Here is a 25,517-nt window from a genome sequence, read left to right as displayed (position 1 = left end):
GCGGTGAACACTTCGCGTCGAGCGCCGCGTCCGACGTGATTGCGGCGGACGTCCAGGTGACTAAGGACCCTCGTGGAGCGCGTCCGCACTGGCCACGATGGATTGCATGTCGCGGCGCCGACGGTGGGGTGTCCTGGCGTCAATTCATTGATAGGGGGTACACGTCCTGATGCTGTCAGCCCGCCAGGCCTCGACGATCGAAGAATCCCCGTGGTTTCAGACTCGGTGGGCGCCGTATCTGCTTGCCGATGCCGACTTGCGCGTTCGTGCGGTGAACGCGGCCTACGAACATGTATCAATGCACCCCCGGGACAGCCTGGTCGGCCGGCTTTTGTTCGACGTTTTCCCGGACAACCCGGCCGATCCGGAAGTGGATGGCGTGGCCAACGCGTTGAGCTCGATGGAGCTGGTGTTCCGGCGCGGGGTCCGGCACTGGATGGGCGTGCAGCGTTACGACCTGCCCGACCGGCGGAGCCCCGGCGATTTCTTATACCGGGTCTGGACACCGATGAACTCCCCGATCTGCGATGACGGAAAGACCGTCGCCGTGCTGCATTACGTCCAAGACGTCACCCGCGTGGTGCCCAAGGCGGCCGGGCGGATGACGTCCCCCGAGCTAGCCGAGTTGAGGCAAGCGGCCGACGTGCTCGGCCGCCAGTTCCCCGAGCTGTCCCCCGAGGCGGTGCTGGGCGTGCTGACCCATTCCCACAGCGTGATCATCGAAATGCATGGCGCGCCAGACTCTGAGCGGGCCGAGGCACTGGCCAAGCTGCGACTGGAAACCCGCGCCGGACATCCCGCGGGTGACTGACCGGACCTCCCGTCAGTCACTCCCCCGCGACTCACTCCGGCGGCGGATCGCCTTGCCCGCAGACGCGCCCCCGTCTACCGGCAGCACCGTTCCGGTGACGTAGCGCGACCGCTCGCTGGCGAAATACAGTGCCGCCTCGGCGATGTCGTCTGGAGTGCCCTCGCGCTTGAGCGGCCGGTCGGCGCGCATCGTCTCGCGGATCTTCGCCTCGTACCGCTCGATCTGCTCTTGATCCATATTCGCCGCCGATGACGCCACGAACGGCGTCGGTATGTTGCCCGGAGCGATGGCGTTGACCCGAATCTCGTAGTGCGCCAAATCGATTGCCGCGGACTGGGTGAACTGGATGACCGCTGCTTTGGACGCGCGATAAGTCATCACACCGCCGCCGGCCTGGATCCCGCCTATCGAGGTCATGTTGATGATCGATCCCCCGCCGTTGTCGGCCATGTGCCGAGCGGCGTCTCGGGTACCCGCCATCACGCCCAGGACGTTGACTGCCATCACACGGTCGAAATCGGCCAGGTCATCGTCGAGGAATCGGCGATGCATGGTGCCCGAGACTCCGGCGTTGTTCACCATCACATGCAGGCCGCCGAATTTCCCAACGGCGGCTGCCACCAGCGCCCCGACCTGTTCGGGATCCGAGACGTCGGTCCGCAGGAAGAAGGCGTCGGGGCCCAGCGCCGCCGCCAGTTCCTCCCCTTTTTCGGTTTCGACGTCGGCTATTACGACCCGCGCGCCCTCGGTCACAAACTTCTCCACCGTGCCGCGACCGATACCGGACGCACCGCCGGTGACGATAGCGACCTTGCCCGCGAGTTCGTTGACCACACGACGAGTTAATCGGCGCGGACCGTATTAAGTCAAGCAGTTGATTTAGCGCGGGTAATTCGGGGGCGCAGCTACGCGCTGACTATAGACTTTTCAAGGGTTTGAGTGGCGAGCATGCAGGCAATGCGAAATTCGCCAGTTCATCACACCCTTGGAAGGCTTGACCATGAAGATCTTGGTCATCGGCGGCAGCGGACTCATCGGCTCGCAGGTCATCGCCAATCTGACGCAGCTGGGACACGAGGCGGTCTCGGCCTCGCCGCGCTCCGGCGTCAACTCCGTCACCGGCGAAGGTCTCGCCGATGCCGTGGCGGGTGCCGACACGGTGGTGGATGTGTCCAACTCGCCGTCCTTCGATGACGAACCCGTGATGCACTTCTTCACCACCTCCACCATGAACCTGCTCGCCGCCGAGCGGGCAGCCGGGGTGCGGCACCACGTCGCGCTGTCGATCGTGGGTGCCGACCGGGCCCCGGACAGTGGCTACATGCGGGCCAAGGTCGCCCAGGAGAAGCTGATCGAGGAATCGGAAGTCCCGTATTCGATCGTGCGGGCGACCCAGTTCTTCGAGTTCGTGGACCCCATCGCCGATTCGGCAACCGACGGCGACACGGTTCGCCTGCCGCACGGGGCGTTTCAGCCCATCGCCGCCCAGGACGTCGCCACCGCCGTCACCCGCGCGACAGTCGGCGAACCGGTCAACGGCATCATCAACATCGCCGGCCCCGAAAAGCTTGGCATGGACGACTTCATCCGGACCAGCCTTGCCGCCCACGGTGATCCACGCCGGGTGGTGACCGACCCGTCCGCCCCCTATTTCGGTGAGGTGATCGACGAGCACACCATCGTTCCCCTTGAGGGCGAGGACGCGATTACTTACCCCACCCGCTTCAGCGACTGGATGGCCTCCCGGCTGCCCCAGTAGTGCGCATTAGGGACGCAGCGCAGCCGAGGTTCCCGACGAGGTGATACTCATCGGCGAATTGATCTCCGCCGCAACCTATTCACCGGCGATGAAATCGAGGGCGGCTTGAGCAGACAGGTGAACGCCTAGGCGGTGGACGTCGACCGCAACGGCTGGGCCGGAGTCGAGTTGTCAGAAGGCCGTCACAGCTGCACGCTCACCTTTGCGCTGCCCAATGCACACCTGGGCGTTACTTATCGATGCCAGCACTTGCGCTCCTGCTGGCAGCCGAGCACGGTATAAGGCGCCGGGGACGAATCGACCGGAGACGAGGAGCGATCGATGCCTGTGCTGCCCACAAGCGATGTCCGGTTCTACGGTCTGCAGCTAACCAGGCGGGGCTTCATGGCCGCCGGCATCGCCGGGGGATTGGCGCTGGCGGCTTGCGGCCAGTCCAAGCCGCCGGTATCGGCCAGTGCCGCCCAAATGGCGGCCGCCATCGCTGCCGCCGAGGCGGCCAGGCCGCACAGTGGGCGCACTGTGACCGCCAGTCTGACACCCCAACCGACCCAGATCGACCTGGGTGGACCGGTCGTCCGCACGCTGACCTTCGGCAACACCATCCCGGGACCGCTGATCCGGGCCAACATCGGTGACGAGCTTGTCGTAACGGTTTCCAACCGGCTCGACAGTCCGACGTCTGTGCATTGGCACGGGATCGCGCTGCGCAACGACATGGACGGCGCCGAGCCGGCCACCCCGAACATCTCGGCCGGCCAAGACTTCACTTACCGGTTCTCGGTCCCGAATTCGGGCACCTACTGGGCCCATCCGCACACCGGCCTGGAAGAAGACACCGGTCTTTACCTGCCGGTCATCGTCGACGATCCGACCGAGGGCAACTACGACGCTGAATGGATTGTCGTCCTTGACGATTGGACCGATGGCGTCGGGAAAACCCCTGAACAGCTCTACGCCGAACTGACCGATCCCAACAAGCCCCGGACGAATATGCCCTCGATGACCACGGGGACCACCTCGACAACCTCGACAACTCCGACAACCTCGACCAGCGCGAGAAGCTCAACACGCTCGACAACGTCGGTGACCGCGTCGCCGGGAGTGGGTGGGGGCAGCGTTGGCAGCAGCGACCTGCTGGGCGGCGACGCCGGAGACATCGCGTACCCGTACTATCTGATCAACGGCAGAATTCCGACGGCCCCCACCACATTCAACGCCAAGCCGGGCCAGCGGATCAGGATCCGTTTCATAAATACCGGCTCCGACACCGCATTTCGGGTCGCCCTGGCCGGCCATTCGATGACGGTCACCCATACCGATGGTTACCCAGTGGTACCCACCCAGGTCGACGCCCTGCTGATCGGCATGGCCGAACGCTATGACGTTACGGTGACCGCCGCCGACGGTGTCTTCCCGCTCGTCGCGCTCGCCGAAGGGAAAAACGCTTTGGCGCGAGCCCTGCTGTCCACCGGGGCCGGCAGCCCGCCCGACCCGGGGTTTCAGCCGGCCGAGCTGACCAAACGCGTGGGCACCATCGAGATGTTCACCGCCACAACGCCGGTCAACTTAGGCCGGCCCGAGCCCAACCTGGACCTTCCGGTCGTCTTGGGGGGCAGTATGGTGCAATACAACTGGATGATCAACGGCGAGCCCTACGACAAGACCAATCCGTTACAGGTACGACAGGGCCAGCGGCCGACCATCACATTCGATAACACCACGATGATGTATCACCCAATTCACCTACACGGCCACACTTTCCAGCTGCTCAAGGCCGACGGCAGTCCCGGTGCCCGCAAGGACACCGTCATCGTGCTGCCGAAGCAGAAGATCCTCGCCGTGCTGGTCGCCGACAACCCTGGCACGTGGGTGATGCACTGCCACAATACCTACCATCAGTTCGCCGGCATGCAGACCCGGCTGGACTACGTCTTCTGAGTTGTCTTCTCAGTTCAGACGGATCCGAGAAAGTCCAGCAATAATTCGTTGACCGTCGACGACTGCTCGATCTGCGGGCAGTGACCGGCCTTGCCGATCACTACCGAGCGGCCCCTCTCGATCTGCTTAGCGATCTGAGCGGCCCAGCCGGCCGGCAGGAGTTTGTCGTCTCCGCCTTCGACGACGAGGGTCGGCACGTCGATGCGCTCGTAGGGTCGTGTACTCGACCGGGTCGATGACGGTTTTGCATCGGGACGGCGAAATCGGGCCGCGGCCACGGCCTCCCACGCGCCGGGTGCGGTGCTCGACTCGTAGCGCCGCCGCACGAATTTCTCGTCGGCCGGGTAGCCGGGGTCGTAGAACAGCGCCTCGACGAGGCGCTGCATCGCCGGCAGGGTTGCGTCGTACTGCTGCAGCGCGTCAAAGTGCCTGTTCTGTTGGATCTCTCCGCCGCCGCAGATGATCACCAGGCTGCGGATCGGTAGCAGCGGCGCATCCGATGTGGCGTCGGTGAGCAGGTTGATGGCACCCATCGAGTTGCCGACAAAGTGCGCCGAGTTGATGCCAAGCAACTCACAAAAGCGCGCCACATGCCGAATCCGCATCCCACGGCCGTCGACGAAGTCGATGACCTTCGCCGACTGCCCGAACCCCAACTGGTCCGGCGCCAACACCCGGTAGCGCGCCGCGAGGGCGGCGATGTTGCGTTCCCAGCCGAGTTCGGCGCTGCCGCCGAACTCGCCGCCGTGCAGCAGCACCACCGGGTCCCCTCCGCCTGCCTCCAGATAGCTGGTGACCAGGCCGTCGACCAACATCGTGTTGCGATGAATCTCCACCCGCGTCCTTCTCTACTTGATCGCGATCGGATTCACCGGCGAGCCCACGGCGCCAACAACTCTCAGAGGTGGCGCGACGAGCTGGAACTCGTAAACACCGTCGGCGGCGCAGTCATCCGCGAGCGCGGCGAGATCCCAGTACTCGCCGAACATCATTCCCATGTCACGCAGGCAGAGCAGATGCAGGGGAAAGGTTATCCCGTCGACTCCGGATACCAGGTCTTCGACCTGCAGGTTGTCGGCCGCGACGGCGGCAATCTCGCGATCATGCAGCCACAAGGCGCATCGCCAGTCCAGCCCGGAGTAGCCTTCCGTCTTGTTGCCGGTCATGAGAAACCGTGTCCACCAACCGGTTCTGATCAATACGATGTCGCCCCGCCCGACGGTCACTCGCTGGGCGCGTACCACGTCGTCCAGCTCTTCCGGCGTGATCGGGTTTCCCGCTTCCAGGAAGACGTCTGCCCCGCGATGGCGAACCAGGTCCAGAAGCACGCCGCGCGAGGTGATGCCCTTGCCGTCGACCTTGTCGATGCCGCAATGGTAGGCGCCCATGCTCGTCACCGAATTCGCCGGAAAGCCGTTGTAGAGCTGGTCCTCGTAGTAGACGTGTGAAAGCGCGTCCCACTGGCTGGCCGCCTGCAACGGCATGATGATCAAGTCGTCGTTGAAGCGGAATGGATTGTCCGCGGTCATGTAGCCACTTAACTGCTTCGCCAACGGATTACGTTCCCACCCCGGCCCGTACTGTGCCAGCGTGCTCGCATCGCCACCGTCGATGGTCATGATGTGGACCGGGTTGTGCCGAAACTCGAACGCGCCCTGCGGGCCCGACGCGCCGAAGTCCACGCCGAGCGGGAACACCTTCCCATGCCGGACCAGGCTGGCGGCCTGGGCAACCTTATCCGCGGTGATGAAGTTCAGCGTGCCAAGCTCGTCGTCGGCTCCCCATCGTCCCCAGTTAGAGACCTCGCGGGCGACCCGCCGGAAGTCGGTCAAGCCGGCCACGGGGCTCCTTCCTCGAGTTCACGAGCGATCGCGGCGCCGATGTTTCCGCCGTCGACCCATACCACCTGGCCCGAGATATAGCTGGCCGCGCGGCTGTTCAGAAAGAGTAGAACCGATGCCTGCTCGGCGGGTTCGCTGACTCGGCCCAACGGCTTGGGTATGTCGTCGAGGAAGCTTTGCCCGTAGGCGGTGCGCAGCTGATCAAGGATCGGGGTTTCGGTGACCCCCGGGCCGGTGCAGTTGATCCGGATACCCCGGGCGCCGAGCGGAGTGGCGCTTCGCATGGTGTACAGGATGATCGCTTCTTTGGATAATTGGTAGCCGTTGCCCAGCGCATCGCGATTGTCACGACACCAGTCGATGCCCTTCCGCATCGTCGCCGTATGCAGCAGTGGCGCCACCGCCCGCAGATGTTCCCGGTACGCCGCCGCCGCGAGCGAGGACACGTTCACGATGGACGACCCCGCGGCCATCTTCGGGATCAGCGCCTCGGTGACGTGCCGCAGGCCCAGGAAGTTGATGGTGACGACGAGCGGCGGGTTGCCGATCCCGGAAGAGACGCCGGCAACGTTGAACAGCGCGTCGACCGGCTCGCCGATGGACGCCACCGCGCGATCGATTGACACTGGGTCGGCGAGGTCGACTTCATGAAACTCGTTGATCGCGAAGGCCGGTCGGCGTTTGTCCAATCCGACGACCTCGGCCCCGAGTTCGGTGAGCTGGCGCACCACGTGTTCGCCGATGCCCGACGCACATCCGGTCACCACCGCGCGACGGCCGTCGTAGCGCCACAGGTCGTCGATTCGTCCCAACACTCGCCCCTAAATTGCTCCGAATTCAGACGCCTGCCGGGATCACTTGCGCTGCTCCTCTTCCCTGGCGCGCTGCGCCGCCTGAACCCGGCCCTCGTTCATCTCGGCCATGGCCTCGGGAATCTCGGTGGCGGTGAAGTTACCGCTACGGCCCGTGGGCAAGCCGCCGAAGGAGTAGTTTTCGTCGAATTGCGGTGCGGTCGACTCCTCCCGGCGCGCCTCGACCTTCTCGATGACGGGCTCAAGCCGCTTGGCTTTGTCGGCGACCGCCTTTTGGTCGCGCTCGATGAACTCGGGCAGCACCTCCTTGCCGATCAGCTCGATGGCTTCCATGGTGTGCTCGTGGCTGCGCGGGTTGAGGAGCAGGATAAGCTCGTCGACGCCGCTGTCTTCGTAGCCGCGCAGGAATTCACGCACCGTAGCCGGAGATCCGATGGCGCCCCGTCCCGGGCCGTAGGCCAGCGTCGGGTCCTTCTCGACCTCTTCCAGATACCGCTTCCACACGCCGGTCCGCCCGGGCGTGTGCTCGCCTGTGAGGTAGTAGTGCATGATTCCGAACGAGAAGAATCCGCCGCCCTTCCCGATTCGTTTGAGCGCCTGCTCGTCGGTCGGAGCGACCATCATCGACAGGTCACCGCCAATGGCCAGGATGTTCGGGTTGATAGCCGGCGTGATCGGCACGCCCCTCTCTTCGAATTCCTTGTAGTAGCCGTTGACCCGCTCGGTGAGCGGTCCAGGACCGGTGTAGGCGAAACTCAATGCCCCAATGCATTTTTGGGCGGCCATTTGCACGCTGGCCGGCCGCGTGCAGGCGACCCAGACCGGTGGGTGCGGCTTCTGCAACGGCTTGGGGATGACGTTGCGGGCCGGCATCTGGATGTGCTCGCCCTTGAAGCCCGAGAACGGCTCCTCGATCATGCATCGGATCGAAACCTCGAGCGCCTCTTCCCACTGCGCGCGCTTGTCGGCGGGGTCGATATTGAATCCACCGAGTTCGCCGACAGAGGACGATTCCCCGGTGCCGTACTCGACGCGCCCGTTGGAGAGCAGATCGAGGGTGGCGATGCGTTCGGCCACCCGGGCGGGGTGATTGACCGCGGGCGGCAGGTGCATGATGCCGAATCCCAGCCGGATGTCCTTGGTCCGCTGGCTGGCCGCGGCCAGGAAGATTTCCGGCGCCGTGGAATGACAGTATTCCTCGAGGAAGTGGTGCTCGGTGAGCCAGACGGTGGAGAATCCGGCCTTGTCCGCGGCCTCGACCTCGTCCAAGCTGCCTTGCAGCAGAATCCTTTCGTCGTCGGGCCCCCAGGGCCGCGGCAACGGGAATTCGTAGAACAGTGAAATTTTCATTGTTACCTCCTATGAGAGTTAGAGGGTCTGTTTGGCGGCCTGGGCCGCAACATGTTTGGCTGCGACAAAACCGAAAGTCATGGCCGGGCCGATGGTCGCCCCGGCACCGGCATAGCTGCGGCCCATGACGGGCGCCGCGGTATTGCCCACCGCGTAGAGCCCCCGCACGACGGTGTCGTCCGCTCGTAGTACTCGAGCGTATTCGTCGACACGCAGGCCGCCTGAGGTCCCGAGGTCGCCGAGAACGATTCGGAACGCGTAATAGGGTGGATCGCCCAGCGGATACAGATTCGGGTTGGGCAATGTCGGATCACCGTAGTAGTTGTCGTACACGCTGTCACCGCGGTTGAAATCGTCGTCGTGCCCCTTGCGCGCGAGTTCGTTGAAGCGGCTGGCGGTTTCGGAAAGTTGATGTGCAGGTACTCCTATCTTTGCCGCCAGTTCGTCCCACGTCATGGCCGCTTTGACGACTCCTGATTCCAGCCAGGCAGCAGGAACCTTACGCCCGGTGGGTACCGGCGCGCCGGGAATTTTCGGTATCGGCAAATGCCCGCCGATGACATAGCGATTCCACGACCTGTGATCGGTGATGAGCCAGCACGGGATGTGGGTCACCCCGGATTTCTGGCCGTCGATCATGGCGTGACCGAAATCCATATACGGCGCCGCCTCGTTGATGAAGCGCTTCCCGTCGCCGTTGACGATGAACTGCGCAGGCATCATCCGCTCGTTGAGCATGAATTGCATTCGGCCGTCGGGCCATTGGATCGCCGGGAACCACCAGGCCTCATCGAGCAGATCGGTTGCGGCGCCGATTTTCTCGCCCGCGCGGATTCCGTCGCCCATCGCGGCCGGATTGCCGAAGCTCCAGTCCTGGTCCAGCACCGGCAGCTGTTCCTTCCGCCATGCGAGGTCGTGGTCGAATCCTCCGGAAGCCAGGATGACGCCCAGGCGCGCGCCGATGCGCTGCGCGCCACCGTTTCTCTCCACCAGCGCGCCGGTCACCGAGCCATCGGCGTCCCTGAGCAACTCTGCCATCGGCGAGTCCAGCCACAGCGGGATGCCCCGTTCTCGCATCGCCAGCCGCAGCCGCGCGGCCAGCGACTGCCCGATTGCCGCCATCCGCTCGCCGAACACTCGGGCCCTGACCATCCGCGAAATCAACTTCAGCAGCACGCCTTTGCCGGCCCACGACTGCCTGATTCGGTAGAAGGTCCGCAGTTCCTTGGGGCCCAACCAGATTCCCTTGGGAGCAAGCGCCAACGGCTTGAGCAACATTTGTTCGTCGGGACCCAGCTTCCGCAGGTCGATGGGCGGCACATTGATCGTGCTGCCAAGCTCGGAGCCGCCGGGCAGTTCCGGATAGTAATCGGCATAACCAGGTTTCCAGACGAACTCGAACCACCCCGAGAGGTCTTCGAGGAATTCGAGCATTTGTGGCGCGGACTCCACGTACTGCCGTATCCGCGCCTCGCTGACCAGGCCGTCGGTAATCTGCCGCAAATACTCGACCACACCCTCGGGCGACGGGGTGTAGCCCTCCCTGCGCTGCGCGGGCGCACCGGGTACCCAGATGCCGCCACCGGAAAGCGCGGTGGAGCCACCGAAGTAAGGCGACTTTTCCACCACCAGCGCGTCCAGCCCGGAGGCTTGGGCGGTCAGGGCGGCCGCCATGCCTCCACCGCCTGACCCGACGATGAGGACATCGACAACGTGATCGAAAGCGCCGGAGGCGCTTAGAGATGCAGCGGTCACTTCGGCACCGCCGTTCTAATGGCAAACCCGGCAATAAGCTCGGGGGCCGGTTTGTAGTAGCGCGATGTCGTTCGGTAGGGCCCGGCGGCGTCCAGGGCGGCGAACGCCGCCACCCACGTCCTGATCTCCTGCGCGGAGCTGCCACCCTCGTGGGCGACGAACAAGTTCGACCACTCATCGAGCTCGGAAAGCCTTCCGCTGTCGATGATCTCGAGGAACCGATTGTCCCACGCCGGGTTGAGCGGTTGCAGTGCACTCTCGCCGGCGGCGAAACTCTTGGCTGCGTCCATCACAGCCACTTGCCGGGCTTGCCGCTGCTGCGACGTCATCGGCTGGCCGTGCACGATCCGCTCCAGCACCGCCGGAGGCGCACTCGCCAGTGTCGGCACCGGTGGACTGTGGGAAAGTCCTCCAGATCCCAACACCAGGACTCGCTTGTCCAGGGTGGCCAGGTAGTTGCCCACGGCGGCACCCAGCGCCCGGCAACGGTGCAGCGGTCCCAGCGGCACGGCGACTGCGTTGACGAAGATCGGTATCACCGGCCGCGAGGTAGCGTCGCCGAACAGCTTCTCGAGCGGCTGGACGGTGCCGTGATCCACGTCCATGCTGGCCGATACCGCGACGTCGACCCCGGCGCCCAGGACCGCGTTTGCGCAGTCAGCCGCGAGGTTTTCCGGCACGTCGAGCGGGCCGGCGTAGGTGCCGTAATCACCAACACCGTTGGCGCTCGTGCCGATGCAGAACGGCGGCATCACCTTGTAAAAGAACCCGTTGTAGTGATCCGGGGAAAAGATCACGACGAGTTCGGGGTCGTAATCCCGGACGAATTCTCGCGCCTGGGCGATTGCGCCTTCGATCTCGTCAAGCAGGTCCTGCGACGGCCCTGGAAGATTCAGGAGCGGGCTGTGCGACATACAGCACAGGGCCAGTACCACTTTGCAAATCACCCCCTCGCGGCGTGAGGGTGAGGGCGTCAAGAAGGCGGGCGCTCAGCTCGGGCGCGCGCTGAGCGATACAAGCACCGGCGATGCAACGGTCGGGGCGCAGGAACAACACCGATTCCTGGTGGGTGTCGAACCAGGATTTGAGGGCACCGCCGCGATCGGCGACGACCACGACGTCGGGATCGTCGTGCCCGGTCCAGTGCAGCTGGGTCGCGGGCCGGAGGGCGGCAAAGCGTGCGCCGACACCTTTCCAGTCCTCAAAGGCCGTATCGCCCAGAATTTTTCGCGGGTTGTTGTTCCAGCACACCACGGCGAACCAATCGCCCAGTACTTCGTCCAACAGCACATCCTGCTGGGTTCGGGTATCGACCCGCGGCTGGATGAACAGCGTGCCGACCGGCGAGTCGGCGCGGCCGGGTACAGTGTGCACCACCGCCCCCTGTTCGTAGCGCGGCATCGGCTTGAACCGCATCTCCAACACGTACCTCTTGAGCGAGGGCACAATTGACGCCGACCGCACCAGGAGGTCGCGCACGCCGGCGACCCGGCGGTTGGTCGGCGAGATCGCGCGACCAACCATGGTGGAGAGGTCGATCATCGCCCGCGCGTGCTTGCGGCGCTCGATGTCATAGGAATCCAGCAGCTTGTCGTCGGCCAGCCCGCTCACCACCGCCGCGAGCTTCCACCCCAGATTGAACGCATCCCGAATCCCGCTGTTGTAGCCCTGCCCCTGCCAGACCGGCATCAGGTGGGCGGCGTCTCCGGCCAACAGCAGCCGGCCGGAGCGGAACGCGCCGGCGATCCGCGAGTGATGGGTGTAGACACGGCGCCGGATCACGTCAACTTGGTCGGGGTGCGGCACCATCCGCGCCAGCATCTCCCTCAAAAACGCGGGATCCTCCGCCTGCTCGTCGGATTCGTCGCCGTGAATCATGAACTCGAAACGGCGAATCCCGTGCGCGATCGAGATCGAGGCATACGGGCGTTCGGGGTCGGCACCCACCTCGCTGTTCGGATGGCCGAGCGGATCGTTGGCGAGATCGACGACCAGCCACCGCGTCGACGACGTCGTCCCGTCGAAGGACACATTCATCATGCGGCGGGTGGTGCTGCGGCCGCCGTCGCAGCCGACGACGTAACGCGCCCGCACAGTGGAAGTGTCGCCGCCATCATGAGCGCTGCCACCGAGTTCGACGGTGACCATGTCGGCGCTTTGCTCACACGCCGTCATCGGCCGTTCCCACCACACCTCGACGTGCTCGAATCTGTCCAGACCGCGCAGCAATTCGGCGTCGACCAGCGGCTGCACGAAGCCATTGCGCTTCGGCCAGCCGAAACGCGCATCGGGCGGGGCCATTTCGGCGAGCACTCGGCGCTTGGCGTCGACGAAACGCAGAATCTGGTTGGGCACGGTGTGCGGCAGGACACGGTCAACCAGGCCGATCGACTGGAAGGTGCGCAACCCCTCGTCATCCAGGCCAACCCCACGTGGGTAGTCGATGAGCGTGTCCCGTTCGTCGACAACTAGAGTCCGGATGCCGCGCAAACCAAGGATATTGGCCAGCGTCAAGCCGACCGGGCCGGCGCCGACGACGAGAACGTCGACATCTACCTCTGGTTTGTCCTGCCCGGCTGCAACCATCAGCGCCCCATCAGGAAGTCGAGGTGCAGACGATTGAAGGTCTTGGCGTCCTCGTACTGCGGCCAATGACCGCAGTCGGGCATCACTTCGAAGCGCGCATTGGGAATCATCGACGCGATGCGGCGACCCTCGGACACGTCGGCGGTCGGGTCGTCACTCGTCCACAACACCAGGGTTGGCGCGGTGATTGAACCGTAGCCATCCGGCCCGATAATGTTGCGGGCCCGGACCTCAGGGTCCTGCAACGCCATGATGTCGCGCATCGCATCGACGAATCCCGCCTGGCGATACACCCGTTGGCGGCTGGCGACCAGGTCGTCGTAATCCTTGGACTTGTCGGCCATCAACCATTTGATCCGCGCTTGAACGGTTTCCCACGTCGGGTTCTCGGCGGCCGCCATGGACAGCGTGATGATCCGCTGCATCACCTCCGGATCGGCCTGGGAGCCGCCGGCGGTGTTGAGGACCAGTCGGTCAACGGCGTCCGGATGGTCGATAGCGGTGCGGGCCGCTACCCAGCCCCCGAGCGATTCGCCGCTCAGGCAGGCGCGATCGACCCCGATGGCGTGCAGCACGGCCATCAGGTGTTCGACATAGTGGCCAACTTCCAGCGGGTGACCCGGCTTGTCGGCGTAGCCGTGGCCCAGCATGTCGATGGACCAGGTCCAGAAATGCTCCGCGTGCGCCGCCAAATTGCGGACGTAGGCCTCGGCGTGGCCGCCGGATCCGTGCAAGAACACCAGCACCGGCTTGCTGGAATCGCCGGCACGCAGGTAGCGGGTCCGGACGCCGCCCGCGTGGAGGTAGCCCTGCGAAAACGCGACACCCTGGAGATCGCTCCATATGCTCTCGAATTCCGCCACGGTTCCTCTCACGCCTACGGATAGTGGAAATCTTGTTCTCGTCTTTGAGTTACATCTTTTGTGCTAATATCGCACACTGATGTGCGTTATATATAGAGCTACGCTCTCGTATGGTGGTCTGTCAAGGCCATGACGGGTTCGGGAACCGGCTCGCAGACGCTGGCCAGGGGACTCTCTGCCCTGCAAATGGTGGCGGATTCCCCGAGCGGGCTCACCGTGCAGCAGCTCGCCGACCGGGTCGGGGTGCATCGCACCATCGCCTATCGATTGCTGTCGACCTTGGCCGAGTTTCGGCTGGTGGCCAAAGGAGAGGACGGGCGCTACCGGCCCGCAGCGGGCCTCGCCGTTCTCGGCGCGTCGTTCGATCGCAATGTGCACCAGGTCAGTTTGCCGACGCTGCGCGCGCTGGCCGATGACCTGGGCACCACCGTGTCGTTGCTCATCGCCGAGGGCGACCAGCAGGTGGCTATCGCGGTGATCGTGCCCAGTCTTGTCGCCTACCAACTGTCCTTCCACGAGGGCAGTCGATATCCGCTGGATCGCGGTGCCGCCGGGATCGCCTTGCTCGCGAGCATGCCCCCGCGACCGGGAGAACGAGATCTGGTCGCCCGCACTCGCGAGCGCGGCTGGGTGACGACCTACGGGGAGATCGAACCGAACACCTACGGTCTGGCCGTGGCGGTCCGCCGCCCGGCGCCGTCGCCACCGACCTGCATCAACCTCATCTCCCACCGAGAAGACGTCGTGATGCGCGGAAAGGACGCGGTCGTCAAGGCCGCAAAGCAGTTGTCGGAGCTACTGAGCTAGCTACTGAGCTGAAGGGATAGCAGTCCATGTCTTGGGACCACGAAGTCGATGTCGTCGTGCTTGGTAGCGGCGGCGCAGGGCTCACCGCCGCACTGACCGCGTCGGTCGCCGGCGCCTCGGTGGAGGTGTTCGAGAAGGCGCCGACCGTCGGCGGGACCACCGCGGTGTCGGGTGGCGTGGTGTGGATTCCCGCCCATAACCGTTCTAGCGATGGGGAATTGACGGTGGCGGACGCGTTGCAATACCTGCGCGCGCAGTCTTTCGGCGCAATGGACGACGCGTTGGTCGAGACGTTCGTGCGAACCGGTCCGGCGATGCTCGACTTTGTCGAGGCACACAGCGGCGTGCGCTTTGAGATCGCGACCGGCTTCCCCGACTACCGGCCGGAGTTGCCGGGAGGACAACCGGCCGGCGGCCGATCGCTCATCCCGGTTCCTTTCGATCTCGATCAAGTGGGCGACTGGGCTACTCGAATCACGGCGTTTCCCGCCGACTGGTCCAACGTCGGTTTCGACGCCGAGACCAGAGCCCGCCTGCACGCAGCGGTGGACGATCAATCCGGCCACCTGTGTGTCGCCGGTGCCGCACTGATAGCCGGGCTCCTCAAGGGGTTGCTGGATGCCGGGGCGACGGTCCATACGAACGCGCGGGCCGAGCAGCTCTTCGCCGACGCCGGGGAGATCACAGGGGTCGAGGTCGCTTTGCCCGGAAAGAGTATCCGCGTGCGTGCTCGCCGCGGAGTCATCCTGGGTACCGGTGGCTTCGAGTGGGATCCGGTTCTGGTGCAGGCGTTTCTGCGCGGCCCGATGCACGGGGCGGTCTCGCCACCGAACAACACCGGGGACGGGCTGCGCATGGCGATGACGCACGGCGCGGATCTGGCCAACATGGGGGAAGCCTGGTGGGTGCCGATTGTGCAAATCCCGGGCGACACCATCGAGGGAAAGCCTCGCAGCCGCAGCGTGCGCCTGGAACGAACTCGTCCGAGGAGCATCATTGTCAACTCCGCGGGACTGCGGTTCGTCAACGAGGCGTCCGACTACAACTCGATGGCCGGCGCTTTCCAGTACCTCGATCCCCGCGGTGGTTACGTTAACGATCGCGGATGGATGGTGTTCGATTCAGTTCACCTGCAGCGCTATGGATTCCTGGGTATTGCGCCCGGAGAGCCGGTTCCGGACTGGTTCTGTGAATCGGCGGATCTCGCTGAGCTGGCCGCCAAGACCGGCATCGACGCCGACGGCCTCACCCGGACCGTCGAGCAATGGAACCGCCATGTGGCCGCCGGTGCCGATCCCGACTTCGGACGCGGTTCCAGTGCATACGACGGCTACTGGGGCGACGACACGGCCCCCACGCTTGCCGGCAAGACCCTCGGCCCCATCGACACCGCCCCGTACTACGCGGTACCAGTGTGCATCGGCGCGATGGGCACCAAGGGCGGACCGCGCACCGACGTCGACAGCCGCGTCCTACACGTCAATCGCGAGCCGATACCTGGCCTGTTCGCCGCGGGCAACACCATGGCCGGCGCGACCGGACGCGCTTATGGTGGTGCCGGCGGAACTATCGGTCCGGCAATGGTTTTCGGTTACCGCGCCGGCCATGCGGCCGCCACGGGAAAGTCGGTCGACCTGAAGTAACAGATGCCGGGAACAGCCAGGCTGTTGCGATCACCGTCGCGTGGACCGGAATCTTCAAGGTCGATCACAACCGAGATAAACCGGCACGGGTAACCCGTTCGGCGTCGTTGAGGCCGGCGCCGGCGCGGTTGGCATGGTTGCAGGTGAGCTCTTATCCACCTTGGCTGTCATCACGCCGGGTCGGATGATGGTGATCATGTCTGATCTCTGTGCACCACAAGGTGCCGGTCCAAGCGACGGATTGCCACCGCTGGCCGCCGAGAATTACACCTGTTCCCGTTGCGCGCTCGACTATTCCGAGATCTCGATGGAGCACGCCACCGGGGTAATTCAATCGATACCGGCCGCGGTTGGCGACGCCGTGTTCGCGGTCGCAGACCATGCCCGCCGCCAGCGGCCCAGCCTGCCGGTATGGTCGGTTACCGAATATGTTTGTCATCTGCGCGACGTCTATGCCAGCTTCACAATCCGTCTGCACCGCGTCCTCACTGAGGACCGACCGGCGCTGGAACCGATGTTCGCCGACCTACGAGCGCGTCGGTTTCGCTACAACGAGCGCGACCTGGCGCCCATTCTGGATGAGCTTGCCGCTAATGTCGCCGGCTTCTGCGAAGAGATCGGTCGCGCTGGCGTCCAGGATTGGGGCCGCGTGGCGACCCGCCTGCCCGATGAGGAGCGCACCGCACTTTGGTTGGTCCGCCAGGCGATGCATGAGGGCGTCCACCACCTTGCCGACATCCGCGCTGTCGGTAGCGCAGTCGGTAATGACGAGCCGGGACTCTCATAGGGCAAGCGCGATTTGAAAGTCCACGTTCACCGTGCCTGTCCCAACGAAGAGGGAGTTCGGTTAGCCCCGGTAGTCATCACGCAGCACGGCAGTCGCTGCGACTCCGGCTGAACCGGCTAGCTGAACGCGCTGGTGATGGCCGCCATGTCGAAGTAGTCCCGCCACGCCACAATCCTGTCGTTGTCCACCTCGAAGACGCCCATCACCGGCAGCGGGATTTTCTCGCCGTCCTTGCGGCGCATCGTGTCGGTGCGTTCGTTCATCACCAACGCACCGTCGCTAACCTGCCGATGTACCTCGAAGTCGATCCCGTCGAATGCGGCCAGGAACCCTGCGATGAATTCCCTGATCGCCTCGCGCCCTCGTACCGGCTCCATTGGGATGTTGTGGTATACGGCGTCTTCGGTGAAGTACCCTGCCAGCTCGTCCGGGTTGGGGGATGCCCACAGTTTGCAGAATTCGGTTACCAGCTCATCAGCAGAACGCGTCATACCTTCATGAAACTCGTTGACAAGAAACAAATCAAGAGCATATCCATTTGCACTGCCGAAAGCTGTCCATCGCAACTCGCATATTCGGGCGCCTGAATTCCGCTGCTCTAACCCGTAGCCTTACCGGTTCGCGACGATTCGCACCCGGCCTTGCACAGTCGCGAAATCGATTGCGGTGGTCATTGATTGTGGCGGTGACTAAGCGGCCTGTCAGGGTCGTTGCAGCGCCCGTTCAATCCTCCCGTTGCACTCTAGGTGACAGCAGTCGTTCGGCGGCCGCGTAAGGGTCGTCGTGGCCGTCGACCACCGCCTCGGCGAGCCGGTCGAGACCCGGCCGGGTCCGTAGCCGGGTTTGCGCTAGTGACAAGATCTGTGCGCGGGCACGGGCCAGCCGCCGCTCCCGGCTGTCGGTGCGATGATGCGCGTCGATGGCGGCCACCAGATCGTCGACGCCCTCTCCCCTGGCGGCGATGAGACTGACGATCGGGGCGTTGGTTTCGGCGCGCAGGTCCCGCACGGTTTGTTCGGCACCCTCCCGGTCAGCCTTGTTGACGGCCACGATGTCGGCGACTTCCAGCACACCGGCTTTGGCGGCCTGCACCGCGTCGCCCGCCCCGGGATTGAGGATGACGATGGTCGGGTCGGCGACGGCGGCGATCTCGATCTCGGACTGCCCCACCCCCACGGTCTCCAGCAGGACCACGTCATAACCAATGGCACCCAGTAGCCGAATCGCCGCCGGAACCGCCGCGGACAGACCACCGATATGACCGCGGCTTGCCACCGAACGGATCAGCACATCGGAGTCGTTGATATGCGCGGCCATTCGAATTCGATCGCCCAACAGCGCACCGCCGCTGAACGGCGACGACGGGTCCACGGCCAGCACGGCCACCCGGCACCCGCGCTCCCGGTACGCGCCGACCAGGGCGGCGACCGTTGTCGACTTACCCGCGCCCGGTGGTCCGGTAATGCCGATAACTCTGACGGCGGGCACCGATGCGGAGTCGATGATCGCCAGCACCTCGCCGCGCCGGTCGCCTTCGACGAGACTGAGCAGCCGACCCGCGGCGCGCTGAGATCCGTTGCGCGCACTCGCGATCAGGTCAGCGATGGTCATGTGCGTGTTACGGGGCCGGGACCTCGATGACCGTCGCGGAACCCATTCCGCCACCCGCGCACATGGCGGCAACGCCCATTCCGCCGCCGCGGCGGCGCAATTCGTGCACGAGAGTCACCAGCATCCTGGCCCCGGTCGCCGCGACCGGATGCCCCAGCGAGCAGCCGCTGCCGCTCACGTTCACCTTGTCCGGGTCCAGGTCGAGCAGCTTGATGGTGGCCACACACATCGCCGCGAACGCCTCGTTGATTTCGAACAGGTCCACGTCCGAGATCGAAAGCCCAGCACGGGCAAGCGCTTTCGGTATCGCCTCCACCGGTGCCAAACCGGTAATCGCGGGGTCGACACCGACGGACGCCCATGACCGTACGGTGGCCAGCGCGGGCAGTCCGAGGGCGTCGCTCGCGATGGTCAACACCGCGGCACCGTCGTTAGCGCCGCAGGCGTTGCCGGCGGTGATGGAGAAGCCCTCGATTTCCGGATGCAGCGGCTTGAGCGCGGCCAGCTTCTCCATGCTGGTGTCACGGCGCGGGTGCTCGTCGACCGAGAACAGCCCGTGCGGCGTCTCGATAGGAACGATCTCCTCTTTGAAGCGGCCTTCGTCGATCGCGGCAATCGCATTGCGGTGTGATCGCAGCGCCCACGCGTCCATCTCCTCGCGACTCACGCCCGCTTTGACCGCGGCGTTCCAGCCCACGGTGATCGACATGTCGAGGTTCGGCGCGTCGGGACGGTCCGGGTGGGTCGGCGGGAACCAGTCGACCCAGTCACCGTCCACCTGCATGCGTGATCGCGGCGAGGTGGACGCCGAATTCACACCGCCGGCGAGGATGAGCTGATCCATCCCGGCGCGCACACTTGCCGCCGCACTCTGCACCGCGGCCTGACCGGCCGCGCAGTGCCGATTGTTGGCCAAACCGGGGACCTGGGTCAGGCCTGCGGTGATGGCCGCGTGGCGGGCGAGTACGCCGCCGCCGTAGAGCCCCTCGCCCAGGATCACATCGTCGATCCGCGCCGGATCCAGATCCTTGGCCGCTTCGGTGACCACATGGTGCGCGAGGTCGAACGCACTGGTGTCGCGCAGCGTCCCCTTCCGGGCCGTGCCGATGGGGGTGCGCAGGGCGGACACGATGACGGCTTCAGGCACAGGTCTTCTCCCGTTCGGCGAGCACTTCAACATGCATGAGCGGGACCCGAGAGCCAACCGCACATTGGTGAGAACACTATTCTCTCAGGCCGAGAGGATGAGTTGCAAGGAGGTGCCGGGTGCGGCGTCGACTCGCGAGCAGACGCAGAATCGCATATACCAGCATCGAATCGTGCGATTCTGCGTCTGCTCGCCAACCCACCCAGGAGGCATAGTCGGCAATGGAGGGGATGGTCGCGGTCCCGGGCGGAAATGTCTGGTTCAAGCGGGTTGGTGGCGGGCCTGGCAGTCCGCTCCTTACGGTTCATGGTGGGCCCGGTTTGCCGCACACCTACTTGCGTTCGCTGGAACGTTTGGCCGACGAACGAGAGGTCATTTTCTGGGACCAGCTCGGTTGCGGGAATTCAGAATGCCCGTCGAACACCGAACTTTGGACAATGGAACGCTCGGTGGCCGAAATGGACGCCGTGGTGCGGGCGCTGGGCCTGAACCGCTTCCATGTCTTCGGCAATTCGTGGGGTGGGATGATGGCGCAACAGTACGCGCTTGACGCGACATCGGGAGCCGTCAGCCTCACCATCTCCAACAGCATCGCGTCGATCCCCCAATTCTCGAACATGGTGGCGCGCTTGAAAACTGACCTTGACCAGGCAACCCAATCCGCTATCGACCGTCATGAAGCTGCGGGCACGACCCACTCGGCCGAATACCAGTCCGCAATCCGTACCTGGAACGAAACCTACCTTTGCCGTGCTCGTCCCTGGCCCACCGAGCTCCTGGACGCGTTCCAAAACATGGGCACCGAGATCTTCGAAACGGTGTTCGGACCGAGCGACTTTCACATCGTCGGGACCATCCGGAACTGGGACGTGTTCGACCGGTTACCCGAGATCGCAGTGCCGACCCTCGTCCTCGCGGGCAGGTTTGACGAATGCGCGCCAGAACACATGTGGGAAATGCACCAGCGCATCGCGGGTTCGCGGTTCGAGTTGTTCGAAGCGAGCTCTCACATGCCTTTCATCGAGGAGCCCGACCGGTTCGATCAGGTGATGCGCGACTTCCTGCGGCTACACGACTGATTGAGCCTTCGCGAGCGGACTGACAGCCTTAGTTCTTACCCGCGTTCAGCTTGGTGACGATTGACCGGAAGTCCTCGGTTTGGAATGACTGGTTCTCGGCGGAAAGGGCGTAGTCCAAGCTGGCCAGAACGGCGCGTTCCAGGTGAATGTTGAGCACCCGCTTGGTGCTCTCGACCGCTTGCTGTGGCAGCTCCAAAATCTTTTTGGCGCATGCGATTGCCTCCGCAACCGGGTCGGCGACCACGTGGTTGGCCAGCCCGAGTTCGACCGCACGCTGCGCTTTGATGCGAGTGCCGGTTAGCGCGTACTCCTTGGCCAGCAGCAGGCTGATGTGCAGCGGCCAGGTCAGCGGGCCGCCGTCGGCGGCCACCAACCCCACCTGCACGTGCGGGTCGGCGAGGTAGGCGTCTTCGGCGATGTAGACGATATCGCTCAGCGCGACCAGGCTGCAGCCTAGTCCGACGGCGGGGCCATTGACCGCTGCCACCACGGGAATTCGGCAGCGCGCCATACCCAGCACTATCTCACGCCCGTCGCGGATGGTCTTGGCACGCAGGTCGGCATCGCCCGCCAACTCCTCGAGATACCCGAAATCGCCACCGGCCGAAAATGCCCTGCCGGCCCCGGTGATCACCGCGGCGCGGGCCGTGGGGTCATCGGTCAATCGCTGCCATAGTCGCGCGAGTCCGACGTGCAGATTGTCGTTGACCGAATTGAGAGAATCGGGCCGGTTCAAGGTGATGATCCGCAGTGCACCGTCGGCACGGACATCGATTTCAGTTGGCATGTCGTACACGTCAGACTCCCAATCCCAAGATTCGCGAGGCGATGATGTTCTTCTGTATCTGTGATGTCCCGCCCATTACGCTCTGCGCGCGACTGTACAGATAGGCGCTGAGCAGGTCTGGATCGCGGGTCCCTGCGACGGCCAGCGCGGCGTGCCCAACGGATTGCTCGACCCAGGTCATCAGCAGCTTGTCGAGCGACCCCTCCGGCCCGTGCGAGACCCCGTCCAGCTGCTCGGACAGCCGCCGCCGGACGTGATGCGTCAGCATTTCCGACTGCACCGCCGCCCACGCGAGCTCTTCTGACACCGGACCTTTATTGTTCGCGTTGCGCGCGAACAGACTTCGCACAAGCTTGCCGTATCGGGCCGCGTAGCCGAGCGTCGACGGTTCGCGCTCGTGTCCGACGACGGTCATCGCGACCGCCCAGCCGTCGCCGGGAGCGCCGACCATCCGATCAGCCGGCACGGTCGCACCGTCGAAGAACACCTGGCCGAATTCGTTGGTGACTCCGTTCATCATGCGCAGCGGACGCTGTTGCACACCAGGCTGTTTCATCGCGATGACGAATGCCGAGAGGCCGCGATGGCGTTTTGCCTCGGGGTCCGTCCGGGCCAGCAGCAGACACCAGTCGGCGACATCGGAGTAGCTGGTCCAGATCTTGTGCCCGTGCACGACGTAGTTGTCGCCCTCGCGGGTGGCGGTGGTGGTCAGCGAGGCCAGGTCCGAGCCGGCGCCGGGCTCGCTGAAGCCCTGGCACCACCTCTCGGTGCCGTTGATGATGCCGGGCAGGAAGCGTTTCCGCAGTTCGTCGCTGGCGTGCCTGCCGATGCCGTAGATCAAATAGCCCACGCTGGGCCGCGGCGGGGCGCCGGCACGTGCCAATTCCTCGTCCACGATGACGTCGTACACCGGCGGTAGCTCCTGGCCGCCGTACTCGCTGGGCCACGACAACCCGAAGAAGCCCCCCTCATAGAGGGCCTGATGCCATTCGGCCTGGCGGGCCCAGTACTCGTCACCGGAGCCGGAAAACTCCTTGGCGTGCAGGGAAAGCCACGATCGCAGCCGCTCCCGAAATGCGCCCTCGTCAGGTGAGTCACGAAAGTCCAAAGTCGATCTCCTTCAGCGTTACGGGCCACAGTTCGGTCGATGTCAGCGCGCGGCGCAGGTAGACATGCACCAGGCAGTCCCAGGTGTTGCCGATGCCCCCGTGCACCTGCACGGCGGTCTCGCATACGGTGCGGGTGGCGCGCGCGCAGTACGCCTTCGCGATCTGGGCGGCCCTGATGGCTTCGGCCGGCGTCAGTTCGTCGACCCCCCACGCGGCATGGCGCAGCACGCTCACCGAACCTTCAATCAGCGCAAGGCTTTCGGCCAACAGGTGCGCGACGGCTTGATAAGACCCGATCTGTTTGCCGTACTGCTCACGTATTTTCGCGTAGTCGCAGGTGAGTGCGAGCGCGCCCCGGGCGATCCCGACCAGGTCCGCCGACGTGGCGACCAGCGCGAGCGCCAGCCATTGTGCGGCAACGTCGGAGCCCACCTCACCGAGGGTCACCGGCGACCCCGCCACGTCCGCTTCGGCGCGAGTCAAATCGGCGCCGGGGCGGCCGGCGCCCAGGTCCGTCGCCAGGATCGTGCTGCCGGAGAGCAACAGGGCACGCTGGGCGCCCCGAGCGTCGATCGCCCGGTCGTCAACGACGAAGGTCGTTAGGGGGGCTCCCGCGCTGTCGGCACCGATGCGGCGGGACAGATCGTCGGCCAGCATCGGACCCAGGAACGGTGCGTCGACCAGTCGGCGCCCGAATTCCTCTGCAACGATGGCCACCTCGACGCCAGACGCCCCGTCGGAGCGCAGCGCTCGCCACCCGGTCATCTCAACCTGCTTGTCCAGACGCGCGATTCGGCTCTCATCGTCGAGATCCTGAACTGCTCCCGGTCCAAGATCGTCGGCCAGCTTGGCGGCGGCGTCACGCAGTTGCTGCTGCTCAGCTGTCAGACGTACATCCATAGCTCTCCTTGAGCACTCGGCGCAGCACCTTGCCCGAGGGCAGGCGCGGAATATCGTCCACGAACACGACGCGGCTCAGGTGTTTGTAGGACGCCAGCTTCTGGTCCACCCGGGCGGTGAGATCGGCGGCGACCGCCTCAATGGCCTCCGTGTCAGAGGGAGTGCGCGCCGCGACGGCGGCAACGATCGCTTCGCCGTTGATGCCGTCGGGTACGCCGAACACCGCGCAGTCTTTGACCGCCGGATGCCCGTGCAGCACCTTTTCGATTTCGGCCGGCGCCACCTGGAAACCGCGCACTTTGATCATTTCTTTCAGACGGTCGGTGATCCGCAGCCAACCATCGGTGTCGAGGCAGCCGACATCCCCGGTCCGGTACCAGCCGTCGCAGATCACCTCGGCGGTCGCATCCGCCGGCAGGTAGCCGGCCATGAGCGACGCCGACCGGGCCTGAATCTCACCGACCTCCCCCGGACGGACCGGCTCGCCGGTCTCCAGCGAGACCACCCGCAGGTCCACACCGGGCACCGGACGCCCGACTGCGTCGAGCCGGGCCCCCTCGAGGGGATTGCATGCGATGACGGGCAGTTCGGTGGTCCCGTAGGCGGGAACCCAGCCAACCCCGGTCCGGCGGGTCACGGTCTCGGCGACGCTGGCGCTGACCGGCGTCGCTCCCCACATGATGAAGCGCAGCGAAGACAGGTCGTACGACTCGAGCCTGGGATGGGAGGCGATGGCCAGCGCGATGGGGGCGACCGCCATTTCGACTGTGATGCGGTCGCTTTCGATGTGATGCAGCATCCGGTCGATGTCGAATCGCGGATGCAGCCGCATCCAGGTGCCGGTCCGCAGCGCCGTGAGGATGTTGAGCAGGCCGAGGATGTGCGACGGCGGCGTGGCGACTTGAATCCGGTCACGCCGTGTCAGCTGCAACGCGTCGCGCCACTGCCGCACCGCCTCGTCCAGCGCCGCATGGGTGTGGCGGACGGCTTTGGGCAGACCGGTGGTGCCGGAGCTGAACACCAGCACCGCGTCGGCCCGCGGATCCGGCGAGCCGGTTGGCGGTTCTCCGGGAGCGATCGGTTCGTCGAGGTGCAGCATCGGCATCAGGTCGGCCAGCACCGGGTGGTCCCCGACGGCGTGAGCCGGGTCAGTCAGCGCAAGCGCGTGGTCCACCTCGTCGCGCTTCCAGGCGGGGCTGATGAGCACCGCCGCGGCACTCAGCCGCCAGATCGCCTGCACGACGGCGACGAACTCCGGCCGGTTGGACGCCATGACGGCGACCCGCTGACCCGCGGTGACACCGTTCTTGATCAGCGCGGTTGCCAGCCCGCCGGCCAGCGCTTCGAGTTGCGGCAGGGTGAACCGCCGTTCCTCGAACACGAGCGCGGCCGGCTCGGTCACGTCCCGTCCTTCCCTGGCAGGCGGGCTGACCCGCCATCTGCACAGTCTTGAGATGATCCTATCGCTTGGTGAGAATAGTATTCTCTATAATGAAGAACGCAAGTACGGGAGGGCAGCCATGGTGGAACCCAAGTATGCGGCGCTGGCCACGATCATCGAGGAGACTGCACGGGTGACAGATCCCGCATCAAACGGTGCCGCGGCCGGCACGGTGACGATCTTCCTCGAGCGCAAAAAAGTGTCGGTGCCACTGGTTCCCGGCGAGACGCTATTGGAAAGCGCGCGACGCGCGGGCCTGGACCCGCCGTTCAACTGCGAGGCCGGCAACTGCGGAACGTGCATGGCCAGGCTCGAGGAAGGCCATGTGACCATGCGGGTCAACGATGCGCTTGACGATGACGAGGTGGCCGAGGGCTACATTCTGACGTGCCAGGGCGTGCCCGACACGGCTTCGGTGACGGTGCGCTACGAGTAGCACAAGAGAGGCGGCCACAATGGCCAAGGGCATCATCCTCGTGGAGAGTCGACCC

At 65.0% G+C, this 25,517-nt stretch carries 23 protein-coding genes and 1 pseudogene; 8 read left to right on the top strand and 16 right to left on the bottom strand.

Going from position 1 to position 25,517, the window contains the following annotated elements:
• The first annotated feature begins 169 nt into the window (after positions 1-169).
• The gene (locus ACLP4W_RS13705) at positions 170-811 is read left to right on the top strand and encodes a PAS domain-containing protein (RefSeq protein ID WP_442386711.1); all 642 of its coding nucleotides are present in this window, start codon (positions 170-172) and stop codon (positions 809-811) included.
• Positions 812-823: 12 nt separating this feature from the next.
• Here ACLP4W_RS13705 and ACLP4W_RS13700 read toward each other — a convergent pair whose 3' ends face one another.
• Entirely contained in the window at positions 824-1,645 is an 822-nt protein-coding gene (locus ACLP4W_RS13700) for an SDR family NAD(P)-dependent oxidoreductase (RefSeq protein WP_442386709.1), read from the bottom strand.
• Positions 1,646-1,811: 166 nt separating this feature from the next.
• Between ACLP4W_RS13700 and ACLP4W_RS13695 the strand changes: the two genes are divergently transcribed.
• Positions 1,812-2,570: an SDR family oxidoreductase gene (locus tag ACLP4W_RS13695; RefSeq protein ID WP_442386707.1), complete on the top strand. Its 759-nt coding sequence runs from the start codon at positions 1,812-1,814 to the stop codon at positions 2,568-2,570.
• Positions 2,571-2,891: 321 nt separating this feature from the next.
• Complete coding sequence (locus ACLP4W_RS13690) at positions 2,892-4,508, top strand: multicopper oxidase family protein (RefSeq protein WP_442386704.1); 1,617 nt, start codon at positions 2,892-2,894, stop codon at positions 4,506-4,508.
• Between the two features lie 14 nt (positions 4,509-4,522).
• Here the strand turns inward: ACLP4W_RS13690 and ACLP4W_RS13685 are convergent, their stop codons facing one another.
• The 8 genes and pseudogenes from ACLP4W_RS13685 to ACLP4W_RS13650 all read right to left on the bottom strand — a co-directional run bounded on the left by ACLP4W_RS13685 (position 4,523) and on the right by ACLP4W_RS13650 (position 13,715).
• Positions 4,523-5,344, bottom strand: a complete 822-nt coding sequence (locus ACLP4W_RS13685) for an alpha/beta fold hydrolase (RefSeq protein WP_442386703.1) — start codon at positions 5,342-5,344, stop codon at positions 4,523-4,525.
• Positions 5,345-5,356: 12 nt separating this feature from the next.
• Complete coding sequence (locus ACLP4W_RS13680) at positions 5,357-6,349, bottom strand: cyclase family protein (protein WP_442386701.1); 993 nt, start codon at positions 6,347-6,349, stop codon at positions 5,357-5,359.
• Positions 6,337-7,161 carry a coniferyl-alcohol dehydrogenase gene (locus tag ACLP4W_RS13675; RefSeq protein ID WP_442386699.1) on the bottom strand — a complete coding sequence of 275 codons (825 nt, stop codon included), beginning with the start codon at positions 7,159-7,161 and terminating at the stop codon, positions 6,337-6,339. Before ACLP4W_RS13675 ends, ACLP4W_RS13680 begins: the two co-directional genes overlap by 13 nt.
• A 42-nt stretch (positions 7,162-7,203) precedes the next feature.
• Positions 7,204-8,511: an LLM class flavin-dependent oxidoreductase gene (locus ACLP4W_RS13670; protein ID WP_442386697.1), complete on the bottom strand. Its 1,308-nt coding sequence runs from the start codon at positions 8,509-8,511 to the stop codon at positions 7,204-7,206.
• Positions 8,512-8,513: 2 nt separating this feature from the next.
• Positions 8,514-10,185, bottom strand: a pseudogene (locus ACLP4W_RS13665) (FAD-binding protein).
• Positions 10,186-10,262: 77 nt separating this feature from the next.
• On the bottom strand, positions 10,263-11,180 hold the full coding sequence (locus ACLP4W_RS13660; protein ID WP_442386695.1) for a 3-carboxyethylcatechol 2,3-dioxygenase: 918 nt from the start codon (positions 11,178-11,180) through the stop codon (positions 10,263-10,265).
• Complete coding sequence (locus tag ACLP4W_RS13655) at positions 11,128-12,852, bottom strand: bifunctional 3-(3-hydroxy-phenyl)propionate/3-hydroxycinnamic acid hydroxylase (protein WP_442386693.1); 1,725 nt, start codon at positions 12,850-12,852, stop codon at positions 11,128-11,130. Before ACLP4W_RS13655 ends, ACLP4W_RS13660 begins: the two co-directional genes overlap by 53 nt.
• Positions 12,852-13,715 carry an alpha/beta fold hydrolase gene (locus ACLP4W_RS13650; protein ID WP_442386791.1) on the bottom strand — a complete coding sequence of 288 codons (864 nt, stop codon included), beginning with the start codon at positions 13,713-13,715 and terminating at the stop codon, positions 12,852-12,854. Before ACLP4W_RS13650 ends, ACLP4W_RS13655 begins: the two co-directional genes overlap by 1 nt.
• A gap of 129 nt (positions 13,716-13,844) precedes the next feature.
• Between ACLP4W_RS13650 and ACLP4W_RS13645 the strand changes: the two genes are divergently transcribed.
• The 3 genes from ACLP4W_RS13645 (at position 13,845) to ACLP4W_RS13635 (ending at position 16,952) form a co-directional block, all read left to right on the top strand.
• On the top strand, positions 13,845-14,522 hold the full coding sequence (locus ACLP4W_RS13645) for an IclR family transcriptional regulator (RefSeq protein WP_442386691.1): 678 nt from the start codon (positions 13,845-13,847) through the stop codon (positions 14,520-14,522).
• A 26-nt stretch (positions 14,523-14,548) separates the two neighbouring features.
• Positions 14,549-16,165, top strand: coding sequence for an FAD-dependent oxidoreductase (locus ACLP4W_RS13640; RefSeq protein WP_442386689.1), 1,617 nt, complete (start codon positions 14,549-14,551; stop codon positions 16,163-16,165).
• A gap of 196 nt (positions 16,166-16,361) precedes the next feature.
• Positions 16,362-16,952 carry a DinB family protein gene (locus ACLP4W_RS13635; protein ID WP_442386688.1) on the top strand — a complete coding sequence of 197 codons (591 nt, stop codon included), beginning with the start codon at positions 16,362-16,364 and terminating at the stop codon, positions 16,950-16,952.
• 116 nt (positions 16,953-17,068) lie between these two features.
• On the opposite strand, the gene ACLP4W_RS13630 is transcribed toward ACLP4W_RS13635, so the two are convergent.
• From ACLP4W_RS13630 to ACLP4W_RS13620, 3 genes are all read right to left on the bottom strand, one after another.
• Positions 17,069-17,443: a nuclear transport factor 2 family protein gene (locus ACLP4W_RS13630; RefSeq protein WP_442386686.1), complete on the bottom strand. Its 375-nt coding sequence runs from the start codon at positions 17,441-17,443 to the stop codon at positions 17,069-17,071.
• 232 nt (positions 17,444-17,675) lie between these two features.
• Positions 17,676-18,563, bottom strand: coding sequence for a methylmalonyl Co-A mutase-associated GTPase MeaB (gene meaB, locus ACLP4W_RS13625; protein ID WP_442386684.1), 888 nt, complete (start codon positions 18,561-18,563; stop codon positions 17,676-17,678).
• Between the two features lie 7 nt (positions 18,564-18,570).
• Positions 18,571-19,710 carry a thiolase family protein gene (locus ACLP4W_RS13620; protein ID WP_442386682.1) on the bottom strand — a complete coding sequence of 380 codons (1,140 nt, stop codon included), beginning with the start codon at positions 19,708-19,710 and terminating at the stop codon, positions 18,571-18,573.
• A 221-nt stretch (positions 19,711-19,931) separates the two neighbouring features.
• Between ACLP4W_RS13620 and ACLP4W_RS13615 the strand changes: the two genes are divergently transcribed.
• On the top strand, positions 19,932-20,789 hold the full coding sequence (locus ACLP4W_RS13615; RefSeq protein ID WP_442386680.1) for a proline iminopeptidase-family hydrolase: 858 nt from the start codon (positions 19,932-19,934) through the stop codon (positions 20,787-20,789).
• Between the two features lie 28 nt (positions 20,790-20,817).
• On the opposite strand, the gene ACLP4W_RS13610 is transcribed toward ACLP4W_RS13615, so the two are convergent.
• From ACLP4W_RS13610 to ACLP4W_RS13595, 4 genes are read right to left on the bottom strand one after another with little or no spacing between them, the layout of a single operon-like run.
• Positions 20,818-21,585, bottom strand: a complete 768-nt coding sequence (locus ACLP4W_RS13610; protein ID WP_442386679.1) for an enoyl-CoA hydratase/isomerase family protein — start codon at positions 21,583-21,585, stop codon at positions 20,818-20,820.
• A 1-nt stretch (position 21,586) separates the two neighbouring features.
• A complete protein-coding gene (locus tag ACLP4W_RS13605) occupies positions 21,587-22,684 on the bottom strand; it encodes an acyl-CoA dehydrogenase family protein (protein WP_442386677.1) in 1,098 nt (365 codons plus the stop codon).
• Entirely contained in the window at positions 22,671-23,585 is a 915-nt protein-coding gene (locus ACLP4W_RS13600; RefSeq protein ID WP_442386675.1) for an acyl-CoA dehydrogenase family protein, read from the bottom strand. Before ACLP4W_RS13600 ends, ACLP4W_RS13605 begins: the two co-directional genes overlap by 14 nt.
• Entirely contained in the window at positions 23,563-24,987 is a 1,425-nt protein-coding gene (locus ACLP4W_RS13595) for a class I adenylate-forming enzyme family protein (protein WP_442386674.1), read from the bottom strand. The genes ACLP4W_RS13600 and ACLP4W_RS13595 overlap by 23 nt, the downstream gene beginning before the upstream one ends.
• 118 nt (positions 24,988-25,105) lie before the next feature.
• Between ACLP4W_RS13595 and ACLP4W_RS13590 the strand changes: the two genes are divergently transcribed.
• Positions 25,106-25,462 carry a 2Fe-2S iron-sulfur cluster-binding protein gene (locus ACLP4W_RS13590; protein WP_442386672.1) on the top strand — a complete coding sequence of 119 codons (357 nt, stop codon included), beginning with the start codon at positions 25,106-25,108 and terminating at the stop codon, positions 25,460-25,462.
• The last annotated feature ends 55 nt before the right edge of the window (positions 25,463-25,517 follow it).

The organism is Mycobacterium sp. (genome assembly GCF_052145595.1).
Taxonomy (GTDB): Bacteria; Actinomycetota; Actinomycetes; order Mycobacteriales; family Mycobacteriaceae; genus Mycobacterium.
The sequence above is the reverse complement of the archived record's forward strand: the minus strand, read 5'-3'. Positions and strand labels throughout refer to the sequence as shown.

Coding starts and splice junctions, on each gene's coding strand:
- ACLP4W_RS13705 (WP_442386711.1), top strand. CDS start 170: ATGCTGTCAGCCCGCCAGGCCTCGACGATCGAAGAATCCCCGTGGTTT.
- ACLP4W_RS13695 (WP_442386707.1), top strand. CDS start 1,812: ATGAAGATCTTGGTCATCGGCGGCAGCGGACTCATCGGCTCGCAGGTC.
- ACLP4W_RS13690 (WP_442386704.1), top strand. CDS start 2,892: ATGCCTGTGCTGCCCACAAGCGATGTCCGGTTCTACGGTCTGCAGCTA.
- ACLP4W_RS13670 (WP_442386697.1), bottom strand. CDS start 8,511: ATGAAAATTTCACTGTTCTACGAATTCCCGTTGCCGCGGCCCTGGGGG.
- ACLP4W_RS13660 (WP_442386695.1), bottom strand. CDS start 11,180: ATGTCGCACAGCCCGCTCCTGAATCTTCCAGGGCCGTCGCAGGACCTG.
- ACLP4W_RS13655 (WP_442386693.1), bottom strand. CDS start 12,852: ATGGTTGCAGCCGGGCAGGACAAACCAGAGGTAGATGTCGACGTTCTC.
- ACLP4W_RS13645 (WP_442386691.1), top strand. CDS start 13,845: ATGACGGGTTCGGGAACCGGCTCGCAGACGCTGGCCAGGGGACTCTCT.
- ACLP4W_RS13640 (WP_442386689.1), top strand. CDS start 14,549: ATGTCTTGGGACCACGAAGTCGATGTCGTCGTGCTTGGTAGCGGCGGC.
- ACLP4W_RS13635 (WP_442386688.1), top strand. CDS start 16,362: ATGTCTGATCTCTGTGCACCACAAGGTGCCGGTCCAAGCGACGGATTG.
- ACLP4W_RS13630 (WP_442386686.1), bottom strand. CDS start 17,443: ATGACGCGTTCTGCTGATGAGCTGGTAACCGAATTCTGCAAACTGTGG.
- meaB (WP_442386684.1), bottom strand. CDS start 18,563: ATGACCATCGCTGACCTGATCGCGAGTGCGCGCAACGGATCTCAGCGC.
- ACLP4W_RS13615 (WP_442386680.1), top strand. CDS start 19,932: ATGGAGGGGATGGTCGCGGTCCCGGGCGGAAATGTCTGGTTCAAGCGG.
- ACLP4W_RS13600 (WP_442386675.1), bottom strand. CDS start 23,585: ATGGATGTACGTCTGACAGCTGAGCAGCAGCAACTGCGTGACGCCGCC.
- ACLP4W_RS13590 (WP_442386672.1), top strand. CDS start 25,106: ATGGTGGAACCCAAGTATGCGGCGCTGGCCACGATCATCGAGGAGACT.